Annotated in this window: 8 protein-coding genes; 6 read left to right on the forward strand and 2 right to left on the reverse strand. The window is 70.4% G+C overall.

Features of this window, described 5'->3' with window-relative positions; all coding sequences use genetic code 11:
- Positions 1-15: 15 nt before the first annotated feature.
- Positions 16-3,594 carry a methionine synthase gene (gene metH, locus ON41_RS16400; protein WP_040748451.1) on the reverse strand — a complete coding sequence of 1,193 codons (3,579 nt, stop codon included), beginning with the start codon at positions 3,592-3,594 and terminating at the stop codon, positions 16-18.
- 223 nt (positions 3,595-3,817) lie between these two features.
- On the opposite strand from metH, the gene ON41_RS16405 reads away from it, so the two are divergent.
- On the forward strand, positions 3,818-4,702 hold the full coding sequence (locus ON41_RS16405; RefSeq protein WP_040748452.1) for a PAC2 family protein: 885 nt from the start codon (positions 3,818-3,820) through the stop codon (positions 4,700-4,702).
- Positions 4,703-4,720: 18 nt separating this feature from the next.
- Here ON41_RS16405 and ON41_RS16410 read toward each other — a convergent pair whose 3' ends face one another.
- Positions 4,721-5,026: a hypothetical protein gene (locus tag ON41_RS16410; protein WP_040748453.1), complete on the reverse strand. Its 306-nt coding sequence runs from the start codon at positions 5,024-5,026 to the stop codon at positions 4,721-4,723.
- Between the two features lie 258 nt (positions 5,027-5,284).
- Between ON41_RS16410 and ON41_RS16415 the strand changes: the two genes are divergently transcribed.
- The 5 genes from ON41_RS16415 to ON41_RS16435 form a co-directional block, all read left to right on the forward strand.
- Positions 5,285-6,475: an XRE family transcriptional regulator gene (locus tag ON41_RS16415; RefSeq protein WP_218003473.1), complete on the forward strand. Its 1,191-nt coding sequence runs from the start codon at positions 5,285-5,287 to the stop codon at positions 6,473-6,475.
- 28 nt (positions 6,476-6,503) lie between these two features.
- On the forward strand, positions 6,504-7,274 hold the full coding sequence (locus ON41_RS16420) for a DUF2127 domain-containing protein (RefSeq protein WP_040748455.1): 771 nt from the start codon (positions 6,504-6,506) through the stop codon (positions 7,272-7,274).
- A gap of 218 nt (positions 7,275-7,492) precedes the next feature.
- Positions 7,493-9,022, forward strand: a complete 1,530-nt coding sequence (locus ON41_RS16425) for a TIGR02677 family protein (RefSeq protein ID WP_040748529.1) — start codon at positions 7,493-7,495, stop codon at positions 9,020-9,022.
- The gene (locus ON41_RS16430) at positions 9,022-10,428 is read left to right on the forward strand and encodes a DUF2398 family protein (protein ID WP_040748456.1); all 1,407 of its coding nucleotides are present in this window, start codon (positions 9,022-9,024) and stop codon (positions 10,426-10,428) included. The genes ON41_RS16425 and ON41_RS16430 overlap by 1 nt, the downstream gene beginning before the upstream one ends.
- A gap of 61 nt (positions 10,429-10,489) precedes the next feature.
- A partial coding sequence (locus tag ON41_RS16435) for a TIGR02680 family protein (protein WP_506339397.1) occupies positions 10,490-12,755 on the forward strand: 2,266 nt, incomplete at its 3' end.

Here is a 12,755-nt window from a genome sequence, read left to right on the forward strand (position 1 = left end):
GAAATCTCGAAAAGTCTACGCGTTGAAATACTTTGCTTCCGGATGCAACAGGACGAAGGCATCCGTCGACTGTTCGGGATGCAACTGCAGCTCCTCCGACAATGTGACACCGATGCGCTCGGATTCCAACAGCGACACCAGCTTCGCGCGATCCTCCAGGTCGGGGCAGGCGCCGTAGCCGAACGAGTACCGCGCGCCACGATATCCGAGTTTGAAGAACTCCTCCACATTCGCCGGGTCCTCGTCGGCGACCGAATGTCCTTCCAGCACAAGCTCTTCGCGGACGCGCCGGTGCCAGTACTCGGCCAGCGCCTCGGTGAGCTGCACGCCGATACCGTGCACCTCGAGATAGTCGCGATAATTGTCCTGCGCGAACAACTCGTTGGCGAAATCGGCGATCGGCTGGCCCATGGTCACCAGCTGGAACGGCAGCACGTCCACCTGCCCCGTCTCGGCGGCGAGTTCCCGCGAGCGGAGGAAATCGGCGACGCACAGGAAACGGTCGCGCTGCTGGCGCGGGAAGGTGAACCGATACCGTTCCGGCGCACCGGCTTCCGGCTCGGTGAGCACGATCACGTCGTCGCCCTCCGACACCGCCGGGAAATACCCGTAGACGACCGCGGCGTGCTGCAGCACGCCCTCGGCGGTCAGCCGGTCCAGCCAGTACCGCAGCCGCGGGCGGCCGTCGGTCTCGACCAGCTCCTCGTAGCTGGGCCCCTCGCCGCCGCGCTGGCCGCGCAGCCCCCACTGGCCGAGGAACAGCGCCCGCTCGTCCAGCAGGCCCGAGTACTCGCCGATCGCGAGGCCCTTCACCACCCGGGTGCCCCAGAACGGCGGCACCGGGACCGGCAGGTCGGCGGCTACGTCGGAGCGTTCCGGCACCTCGACCGGAACCTCCTTGGCCCGGCGTTCGGCGGCGATCCGCTGGGAGCGCTCGTGGCGCGCCTTGCGTTCGGCGGCCTTCTCCCGCTCCGCGACCGCCTCCGGGCTGTCGTCGACGACGGCGCCGCCGCGCTTGCGGGTCATGATGTCGTCCATCAGGCGCAGGCCTTCGAACGCGTCGCGGGCGTAGTGGACATCGCCCTCGTAGACGTCGGTGAGGTCGTTCTCGACGTAGGACCTGGTCAGCGCGGCGCCGCCGAGCAGCACCGGGAACTGCCCGGACATCCCCCGGGTGTTCAGCTCCTGGAGGTTCTCCTTCATCACGACCGTCGACTTCACCAGCAGCCCGGACATGCCGATCACATCGGCCTTCTTGTCGACCGCGGCGTCCAGGATCGTCGAAATCGGCTGTTTGATACCGAGATTCACGACCTCGTAGCCGTTGTTGGACAGGATGATGTCGACCAGGTTCTTGCCGATGTCGTGCACATCGCCCTTCACGGTGGCCAGCACGATCCGGCCCTTGCCCGAGTCGTCGGTGGCCTCCATGTGCGGCTCCAGATGCGCCACGGCCGATTTCATCACCTCGGCCGACTGCAGCACGAAGGGCAGCTGCATCTGGCCGGAGCCGAACAGCTCGCCGACCGTCTTCATGCCCGCCAGCAGGGTCTCGTTGATGATCTTCAGCGGCGGCACCTCGGTCATCGCCTCGTCCAGATCGGCGGCCATCCCGGCCTTCTCGCCGTCGACGATGCGCCGCTCCAGCCGCTCGAACAGCGGCAGGGCCGCCAGCTCCTCGGCGCGCGAGGCCTTCGACGAGGCGGTGGAGACGCCCTCGAACATGGTCATCAGCTTCTGCAGCGGATCGTAGTCCTCGGTGCGGCGGTCGTAGACCAGGTCCAGGGCGGTCTGGCGCTGCTCCTCCGGGATCCGGCTCATCGGCAGGATCTTCGACGCGTGCACGATCGCCGAATCCAGTCCGGCCTCGGTGCATTCGTTCATGAACACCGAGTTCAGCACCTGCCGCGCGGCCGGATTCAGGCCGAAGGAGATGTTCGACAGGCCGAGGGTGGTCTGCACGTCCGGGTGGCGGCTCTTCAACAACCGGATGGCCTCGATGGTCTCGATGCCGTCGCGCCGCGACTCCTCCTGGCCGGTGCCCAGGGTGAAGGTCAGGGTGTCGATGATGATGTCGCTCTCGGCGAGACCCCAGTTGCCGGTGATGTCGGCGATCAGGCGCTCGGCGATCTCGACCTTCTTCTCGGCGGTGCGGGCCTGGCCCTCCTCGTCGATGGTCAGCGCCACCACGGCCGCGCCGTGCTCGGCCACCAGGGCCATGGTCTGCTGGAACCGCGACTCCGGGCCGGCGCCGTCCTCGTAGTTCACCGAGTTGACCGCGCAGCGGCCGCCCAGGTGCTCCAGACCCGCTCGCAGTACGGGGGTTTCGGTGGAGTCGAGCATGATGGGCAGGGTGGAGGCCGTGGCCAGCCGCGATGCCAGCTCGGACATGTCGGCGGTGCCGTCGCGGCCCACGTAGTCGACGCACAGGTCCAGCATGTGGGCGCCGTCGCGGGTCTGGTCCTTGGCGATGTCGAGGCACTTCTGCCAGTCGCCCGCCAGCATGGCCTCGCGGAACGCCTTGGAGCCGTTGGCATTCGTGCGCTCGCCGATCATCAGCACCGACGCGTCCTGTTCGAACGGCACCGACGTGTACATCGAGGAGACGCTCGGCTCGTGCTCCGGCTCGCGGCGCGCCGGGGTCACCTCGCGGACCGCCTCGGCGACCTGCCGGATGTGCTCGGGCGTCGTCCCGCAGCAGCCGCCCACCAGCGCCAGTCCGAATTCGGTGACGAAGCCGTGCAGCGCGGACGCCAGATCCTCGGGGCTGAGCGGATATTCGGCGCCGTTGGCGCCGAGCACGGGTAGCCCGGCGTTCGGCATCACCGACACCGGCAGCCGTGCGTGCTTGGACAGGTGGCGCAGGTGCTCGCTCATCTCATCCGGGCCGGTGGCGCAGTTGAGACCGATCATGTCCACGCCCAGCGGCTCGATCGCCGTCAGCGCCGCGCCGATCTCGCTGCCCACCAGCATGGTGCCGGTCGTCTCCACCGTGACGTGCGTGATGATCGGAATGCGCCTGCCCGACAACGCCATCGCCCGCCGGCTGCCGGTGATCGCCGCCTTGACCTGCAGCAGGTCCTGGCAGGTCTCGATCAGGACCGCGTCGGCGCCGCCGTCGAGCATGCCCAGCGCGGCCTCGGTGTAGGCGTCGCGCAGGGCCGCGTACGGCGCGTGCCCGAGGGTCGGGAGTTTGGTGCCGGGCCCCATCGAGCCCAGGACGTAGCGGGCGGTGCCGTCGGCCGAGGGCCCCATCTCGTCGGCGACCTCGCGCGCCAGGCGGGTGCCGCGCTCGGACAGGTCGCGGATGCGGTCGGCGATGTCGTAGTCGGCGAGGTTGGGCAGGTTGCAGCCGAAGGTATTGGTCTCGACGGCGTCCGCACCGGCCGCGAAATAGGCGCGGTGGATCTCCCGCAGCACATCCGGCCTGGTCTCGTTCAGTATCTCGTTGCAGCCCTCGAGCCCGCGGAAGTCGTCCAGGGATAAGTTCGCGGCCTGCAACATCGTGCCCATCGCCCCGTCGCCGACCACTACACGCCGCGACAGCGTGTCGAGCAGGGTGGTATCGAACTCGGCGCGAGGGGTGGCAGACATGTACCCAAGAGTAATTGCCACCTCGGACAGTTCCGTTCGGAGGATCGGCGGGGCCGGGTCCGTCGCGGTGATCCCCGCCACAGTAGCGTGATCGGCGCCGTGGTCACGCGGTCGCGGGTATCGCGGGAACGCCGGAGCGATTGCTAGGGTGCGGGCGTCGGCCGACACGCGCGTTGGCGCATATGCCATGAACGGCAGGGCCTCCACGCCGTAGGCTGACCGGGTGAACCCCAGTGCATCACCCGATCCGGAACTGCCGACGCTGCGCGATCCGGTGCTCGTCGCCGCGTTCGAGGGTTGGAACGACGCGGCCGACGCCGCCAGTGGCGCGGTCGAACATCTGGAACTGATCTGGGACGCCGAACCGCTCGCCGAACTGGACTCCGAGGACTACTACGACTATCAGGTGAACCGGCCGAACGTCCGCCAGGTCGACGGCGTCACGCGCGAGATCCAGTGGCCGTCGACCACCCTGTCGGTGTGCTCGCCGCCCGGCAGCGCCCGCGACATCGTGCTGCTGCACGGTATCGAGCCGAATATGCGCTGGCGGAGCTTCTGTACCGACATCCTCGAGCTGATCGAGCAGTTGAAGGTCTCGACGGTGGTGATCCTGGGCGCGCTGCTCGCCGATACGCCGCACACCCGCCCGGTCCCGGTCACCGGCACCGCCTACAGCAAGGAGGCGGCGGAGCGGTTCAACCTCGAGCAGACCCGGTACGAGGGCCCGACCGGCATCACCGGCGTGCTGCAGGACGAGTGCGTGCGCGCGGGCGTCCCGGCCGTCTCGTTCTGGGCGGCCGTACCGCACTACGTCTCGCAGCCGCCGAACCCGAAGGCCACCATCGCGCTGCTGCACCGGGTCGAGGACGTGCTCGACATCGAGGTCCCGCTCGGCGAACTGCCCGCGCAGGCCGAGGACTGGGAGACCACGGTCGACGAGATGACCGCCGGTGACGAGGAGGTCACCGAGTACGTGCGGTCGCTGGAGGAGCGTGGCGACGCCGCCATCGATCTCAACGAGGCAATGGCCAAGATCGACGGCGACGCCATCGCCGCGGAATTCGAGAAGTACCTGCGCCGGCGCGGCCCCGGCGGATTCAGCCTCTGAGACGGGGGGTCGGGGGCGTCAGCACTCCATGGTCCACACCTGCGCCTCCGCGTCCTGGGCCAGCTTCGCGATCAGGATCTCGCGCGGGATCGTCTGGCCGGCAAAGTGTTCCAGTGACGGCACCACCACGTGGTGCGCGTCGGCCCGTTTGAGTTCGGCCGTCAGCTCCGCGAACGCGGTGCCGTCACCGTAAGTCGATTCATGGAACGTGGCGGCGAAGCAGAGCCCTTCGCTTGCGGCCAGGACGCACATGGCGTCCTCCAGCTCGTCGCTGTGGCCGTCGGCCAGATCGTCACGCACGTATCCATAGATCAACGCTTCCACCCGAACCTCCGTTTGGATGTGAACTGGGACTCGCTGTTCTCTTGTAGGTACTGCGTTGAGCGGTAGTGCGAGATGCCATACCGAGCGGTCTGGCACCGGGCCGGCAAACTGCCCACTTCGAGGATGCGACACTCGCAAATGCAATTGCAGATGTCAATCCGCTGACATCTGGATGCCCTATCCGGGCCATCTTGCGTTAACTGGTGGGATACTACATACGTGGCCGCTGGTGACGATCGACCCGTCTGGGCTGTCAGGATGCGTTCCGAACGAGATGCCAGGGGGTGGTCACAGGCCGAAGCCGTTCGCGCCATGCGCGCCAAGTCGAGCCACAATCTACCTACGGACAACACGTTGCTGCGCAACTGGCGGCGCTGGGAATCGGGCGAGTCGCGGCCCGACGACTTCTACGCCCCCATCATCGCCGCCGCGTTCGACACCGTGACCGCGGCATTCTTCCCGAAGGCCCGCCCCAACCGGGACGACGAACTGCTGTCGTCAACGGGTATGGACACCCTGGAGTTCATCGGGCGCCTGCGCATGTCCGACGTCTCGTCCGCCACCCTGGACGCCATCCGCATCACCGCCGAGCGCCTGTGCAGCGAGTATCCGGTGACCGACCCGCATGAACTGCACGCCGAGGGCACCTCGTGGCTGCGCCGCATCACCTCCCTGCTGGACGGCCGGTTGACGCTGGCCCAGCATCGCGAGGTGCTGGTCCTCGCGGGCTGGGTCGCGCTGCTGGTCGGGTGCGTCGACTACGACCTGGGCTGGCGGACCTCCGCCGAGGCCACCCGCCGGGCCGCGCTGTCGCTGGGACACGAGGCCGAGCACGCCGAGATCCTCGGGTGGGGCGCGGAGATGGCGGCGTGGTTCGCCCTCACGCAGGGCAATTACCGCGGCGCGATCGAGGCCGCCGATGCCGCTCTGGCTACCAGCCAGCGCCTCGGCGTCGGCGTCCAGCTCGCCGCGCAGCAGGCGAAGGCGTATGCCCGGCTCGGCGACCGGGCGCGGATGGAATCGGCGCTGAAACAGGGCCGAGCGATCTTGGAGCAACTCGATCATCCGGCCGATCTGGACAACCACTTCGTCGTCGATCCGCAGAAGTTCGACTTCTACGCCATGGATTGCTGCCGGGTCGCCGGCGACGACCGGCTGGCCGCGACCTTCGCCGAACAGGTGATCAGGTCGTCCACGGGGGCCGACGGAACGCTGCGCAAACCGATGCGAGTGTCGGAGGCACAGCTGACCCTCGCGGTGGTGGCGGTTCGCGCGCGCGACCTGGAACTGGCCGTCGACGAGGGTATGCGCGCCTTCGCCGGTCGGCGGCGCTCGCTGCCGTCGCTGCTGTGGATCGCCGGCGAGGCGGCCCGCGAGATGATCGAGCGCTATCCCGGCGACCCGCGCACGCACCTGTACCTGGAGCAGTTGCGTTCGCTGGCGAACTGAGCGAGCCGGGGTGGGTACGCTTCCGCGAATGGACTTCAGCCTGCGCGCGTGCTCGTGGCGCGGTCACGCCACCTACGCCCCCGACGAGCCGGAACTGGCTGCGCGCCTGCACGTCTCGACGCCGGCCGGGGCGGCATGGCGCTGCCTGCGCTGCGGCGACTTCGTCGTCGGGGAGCCGCGGCAGCGCGGCCCGGCCGACGCCGCGCCCGAGGTGCCGCGCGGGCGGCTGCTGCGCGACCGTTACATCATGCGGCTGCTGGCGATCGAGCGGGTGCTGCGCGGGCTGGTGTTCATCGCGCTGGCGGCGGGCGTGTTCCAGGTGCGTCATTCGCAGGATCGGCTGAAGGCGGCGTTCGATCGCGAACTGCCGCTGATCCAGCCGCTCGCCGACCAGATCGGCTGGAATCCGGGCAATTCCAAGATCGTGCACTTCATCGAGAAGGGCTGGACGCTCTCGCCGGCCACCCTCGCATGGATCGCGGCGGGGTTGCTGGCGTACGCGGCGATCGAGATCGTGGAGGCGGTGGGGCTCTGGTACGTGCAGCGCTGGGGCGAGTACTTCGCGGTGGTGGCGACCAGCATCTTCCTCCCGTTCGAGATCTACGAGCTGACCGAGCGGATCACGGTGCTGCGGGCGGGCGCGCTGCTGGTCAACATCGTCGCCGTGGTCTGGCTGCTGTGGTCCAAACGACTGTTCGGTATCAACGGCGGCGGACGGGCGTATCACGCCGAACACAGTGAGGAGAGCCTGCTCACGGTGGAGCGCGCGGCCGCCGCGGCGGCGACCGCGCACGCGTGAGCGAGGTTGCGCGGCACGCCGGGGCCGGGCACCGCATCGCGGTGTCGGTCCTCGGTACTACTCTCATCCCGGTGACCGAGTCCGCTGAACGATTGCTGCCCGACGCCGACGCGGCGTCCGAGGGCTCGTCGGCGGCCCTGTTCGACGGCGCCACCGTCGATCGCGCGCGCGTCGTGTTCGCACCCCTCGGTCTCGACGGGTCGGCCGAACCGGTCCCCATCGACGGGTCCTCGATCGGCGACCGGCTGCGGCTGTTCTCCTTCGCCACCGCCGAGAAGCGCGGCGAATACCTGTGGGTGCTGCGCGCATTCGACCACGCCCGCGCCGCGTACGTGGTGCTGCTGCACGCCAGCGACGTCACCGAGACGCTGACCCGGTTCCCGGAGGCGCCCCGGCTCACCGCGACCGAGGTGGGCCCGCTGCTCGAACAGCTGCACCAGTGGGGCGTGCTGGAACGCAGCTACGACGGCAGCCGCGCCGCCACGCTGGCCGAATATCGCAACCGGCACTTCGTGTATCAGTTCTCCCGCTCCGGCTATCAGGCGTACCGGGCGGTCGCGGAGGTGCTGGGTGCACGGCTGGACGAGGCCTCGCTGTCGCGGCTGGTGCTGCCCGAACTACTGTCCGATCTCGAGGCCCTGGCGCGCGCCAACCGCACCGGCGACGCCGAGCGCGTCTACCGCGTGCTCAAGCGTCTCGACACCGCCCTCTCGGAGCTGGCCGACCGGGCCGCACACTTCTACCTCACCCTGGGCGACCTGGTCCGCACCACCGAGGCGACCCCGGAATCGTTTCTGGCGCACAAGGACGCGCTGCTGGCGCACATGCGCGAATTCAGCATGGACCTGGCCCGCTTCGCGCCCCGGCTGGCCGCCGCCATCGCCGAGGTGGAGGACACCGGCGTCGACGAGCTGATCGCGCGCGCCGGCGCCTGCGACGAGCGGGTGCTGCTGAGCGTGCCCGAGCGCGAGGCCGACTGGCGGGCGCGCTGGCAGGGGCTGCGCGGCTGGTTCGTCGCCACGGCCGCCGACGTCGGGTCGAGCGAGAGCGTCGCGGGTACCGAGGCGGAGCGCCTGCGCGAGGCCACCATGAGCGCGATCGCGGCCGTGCTGTCGTTGCTGCGCCGGGTCACCGAGACTCGCAAGGGCGGCGTGAGCCGCGAGTCGGCGCTGCGGCATCTGGCAGGGTGGTTCACCGCCGCTCCCACCGCGGAGACCGCGCACGCGCTGTTCGACGCGGTGTTCGGACTCGGCCGCCCTCGCCACCTGGCGATGGAACATCCCGACGCCGACGTGATCCCGCCGAACCGATCCTGGTGGGACGCACCGCCGTTGGAGATCGCCCGCACCCTGGCCGAGACCGGCCGCCCGCCCTCGCCCGGCGCGCCCTCGCGTATCCAGCGCAACGACGCCGGTGTGCGCCGCCTGCGTCAGGAGCAGTTGGAGGCGCAGCGCGCGCGGGCGGCGGCGGCGCGGTCGCTGGCCGCGGCCGATGTGCACGAGCGCGCGCTCGACGAGGGCGAGACCGAGGTGCTGCTGCGGCTGCTGGACGCGGCGTCGACGGCGTGGGTTCCGGTGAGCGGCCGCGTGAACGGCACCAGCGGCTCCGACAGCGGCGTGACCCTGACCGTCCGCGAGCACACCGGGTCCACCGTCGTGCGCACCTCGCGCGGCCTGCTGTACCTCGACAACCGGCGGCTGGAGGTGCGCGAGAACGGCCGCGCCCGCACCGCGCCCGGGCGGTCGTGATGCACGCGCGCACGATCGACTCGCTCGCGCTGGACAGTTATCAGCGTGCGGCCCGGGTCATTCTGGCCAACCATCTGGTCACACGCACGTTCCCGGATCGCATCGCGCTGCCGCTGATCCGGCGCTGGGCGACCGAATTGCGCGAGGATCTGGCCGAGCTGTTCGGCTACCGGCTGGAGGTCACCGAGACCACGGCCCGGCTGTTCCCGGTGCAGGATCGGCTCGACGCCGGACGTCCCGCGCGCACGCCGGCCGAGCGGGTGTTCGACCGCCGCCGCTACGCCTACCTGTCACTGGCGCTGGCGGCGCTCGGGCGGGCCGGGGACCAGATCACGCTGTCGGAGCTGGCCGATCAGGTCGCGTCGTACGCGACCCGCGTCGACGGCCTGGAACTGGCCACCGATCGCGCGGCCGACCGGGACGCGTTCGTCGACGCCGTGGCTTGGCTGGCCGCGCGCGGGGCGCTGACGCTCGCCGACGGCGACGCCGGGGGCTGGGCCGCCGATCCGGAAGCGGGCGAGGCGCTCTACGACATCGACCGGTCGGTGGTGTTCGCGATCTTCCGGCCGCCGCGGGTCCTGCAGCACCTGCACAGCGTGCGCGGGCTGCTGACCGACGAATCCGACGGCGGCCCAGGGGGTTCCGCTCCGCAGACCCGGGCGGCGGCCGCGCGGCGGGTGCGGCGCGCGCTGGTCGAGCTGCCCGTGGTGTACGCCGAACGGCTGCCCGGCGACGAGCGCACTCTGCTCGGCACCGAGAAACTGGTGACCGAGGTCGAGCTGCTGACGGGCCTGCGGGCCGAGCGGCGCGCCGAGGGGGTCGCGCTGATCGATGTCTCCGGCCGGTTCTCCGATCTGCGGTTCCCCGGCACCGGCACGCTCGCGCAGGTCGCGCTGCTGCTCATCGGCGAGATCGCGGATCTGGTGCTCGATATCGACAATCCCGTGCGGCGGCGGCCGATTCCGCCCGCCGGCACCACCCTCGCCGAGCGGCTGGACGCGGCCATTCCGGAGTCGACGGTCTTCGCGCCGCTGATGGTCGAGACGGAACCCGAAGAGGCAGAAGACGATTCGGAGCCGGGCGAGGGCGAGGTCCCCGAGCATCCGTTCGTCACCACCGAATGGGTCGGGTCGACGGTGCAGGCCCTCACCGACCGCTACGGCTCCACGTTCGCCGCCCAGTGGCAGGCCGACGCGCCGGGCCTCACCCGCGAGGTCGTCGCGCTGCTGGCACGCCTGCACCTGATCGAGGTCTTCGACGACGGCCTGCTCATCCTCCCCGCACTGGCCCGCTACCGCGGCGCCGTCGTCACGGTCCGCACCCGCGCCGAATCCGAATTATTCGCCTCCGCAACAAAACTCGGTGACCACGCGCAGGCCACGGACGGCGCGGAGAAACCGTCATGAGAGTTCTCGCAGGGTCGGCAGGGCTGGTGGGAATCGAGAACGGAAGGGGTCGGCGTAGCTGATGGAGGCCATTCACGGTGGCGTGCGGTTCGTTCCCACCCGGGCGGGGATCGTCAATCTCTGGGACTACCGGGATCAGGAGTTCTGTTTCGCCGACGGGCGGCTGGTGTTGCGCGGGCCCAACGGGTCCGGCAAGACGAAGGCGCTCGAGGTGCTGTTCCCGTTCGTATTCGACGGCCGGATCGAGCCGCGCCGGCTGAATCCGTTCGCCGGCGAGGAGCGGACGATGAAGTCGAACCTGCTGTACCGCAAGCAGGAATCGGCCTACTCGTACGTGTGGATGGAGTTCGCGCGCGGCCGCTGGGAGGATCCGGAGGTCGTCACCGTCGGCATCGGCATGCGCGCCACCCGGTCCAACGACAAGGTCACGCGCTGGTACTTCGTCGCCGACGGCCGGGTGGGCGTGGACTTCTCGCTGATCGGCCCCGACGACCGCCCGCTGACCCGCAAGCAGCTCGCCGACCAGATCGGCACCGACGCCATCACCGACCGCCCCGTCGACTACCGCGCCGCGATCGATGCCCGCATGTTCGGGCTCGGGCTGCAGCGCTACGACCAGCTCATCAACCTGATCCTGACGCTGCGGCGGCCGCAGCTGGCCAAGAACCTCGATCCGCGCGGCCTGTCGCAGGCGCTCACCGACGGCCTGCGCCCGCTGGACGACCAGCTGATTCTCGACGCCGCGCGGTCCTTCAGCGATATGGAGGAGGTCGGCCGCACCCTGGAGGGGCTGGTCCAGGCCGACACCGCCACTCGCGCGTTCGTCGACGTCTACCGCAAATACCTGGGCGTGCAGGCGAAGTCGGATGTCGAGCAGGTGCGCGGCCGGCTGGAAACCGTCACCCACACCAGTACCGCCCTGTTCGCAGCGACCGCGCTGCGCGAGCGCCGGGAGACCGAGCGCACGGCCGCGGAACTCCGCGCCGAGGAGGCCGACCGCGCCTACGAGCAGGCCCTCTCCGATCGCGAGACCCTGCAGCGTTCCAGCGCCTACGAGGGCAAACAGCAGCTCGACGATCTGGCCGACGCCGTGCGCCGGCTGGAGACGTCGGCGGCCGTGCACCGCGACAAGTCGACCAAGGCCCAGCAGGCGGTCGATCAGCGGGCCGGCGAGGCCGAACGCGGCCGCGCCGCCGTCGAATCCGCCGCCGCGGCCCTCTCGCGCGGGGAGGACGAACTGCGCGCCGCGGCCGAGGAAGCCGGAATCGCGTGGGCGGCCCTGCCCGAGCAGGCGCGCGCGGAGCAGCTCACCGCTACGGTGCGCGGCCACGCCGAGGAACGCGACGCCGACGTCCGCGCCGTCCGCCAGGCCCTCACGCTCGTCGATACGGCCGCCGCCGACCGGGCCCGCACCGAACGCGCGGCCGAACGCGCCGGGGAACAGCGCGACGCCGCCGCGGCCGCGCTCGCCGAGGCAGAGGCGGCCGTCACCCTGGCCCGCTCGGAAACCGCGGCGGCCCTGCGGGAGTGGTGGGAGCAGCGGCGCGAGGTCCTCGCCCCCGTCCGCACCGGCCTGTTCGAGGCCCTCGACGCGGCGCTGGGCGAGGCGGGCGCCGACGACGCCCCCGCCCTGGCCGAGGTGCTCGCCGACCGCACCGAATCCCTGACCGAGGAGATCCGCGCCCGCCGCCAGCAGGCCCGCGCCGCCGTCGTGCAGGCCGCCGACCGCGCCACCGAGCTGCGGGCCGAACAGCAACAGGTCGCGGCCGAAAAGGACGACGCCCCACCGGCTTTCCCCGCCCGCACCGACACCCGCGACGGCCGTCCGGGCGCGCCCCTGTGGCGTCTGGTACGCTTCGCCGACGACGTCGATCCCGAACAAGCGGCGGGCATCGAGGCCGCCCTCCAGGCCGCCGACCTCCTCGACGGCTGGGTGTGCGCGGAACCCGAACTCCCACCCCACGATTCGGACCAGTTCCTCGTCCCCCTTCCCCCACAGGCGCGGCCGTCCGGGAAGACCCTCGCCGATGTCCTTGTCGTAGAAGACGATTCGGACGCCCTCACCGTCCCCACACAGACGGTCACCGACCTCCTCGCCTCGATCGCCCTCGCCGACACCGCCACTGGCAACGGCAGCCGCAACGACCCGAACAGGGGCAGCACCGAATCCGCAGGCGAAGCAGCTGTCCGCAGCGGCAGCGGCAGCGCCAACGGCGGCAACGGCAGCGGCAGCGCCAACGCCAACAGCGGCAGCGGCAGCGGCAGCGCCAACGCCAACAGCGGCAGCGGCAGCGGCAGCGCCAACGCCAACAGCGGCAGCGGCAGCG

Origin of the sequence: Nocardia transvalensis NBRC 15921, assembly GCF_000308875.1 — a bacterium.
Taxonomy (GTDB): domain Bacteria; phylum Actinomycetota; class Actinomycetes; order Mycobacteriales; family Mycobacteriaceae; genus Nocardia; species Nocardia transvalensis.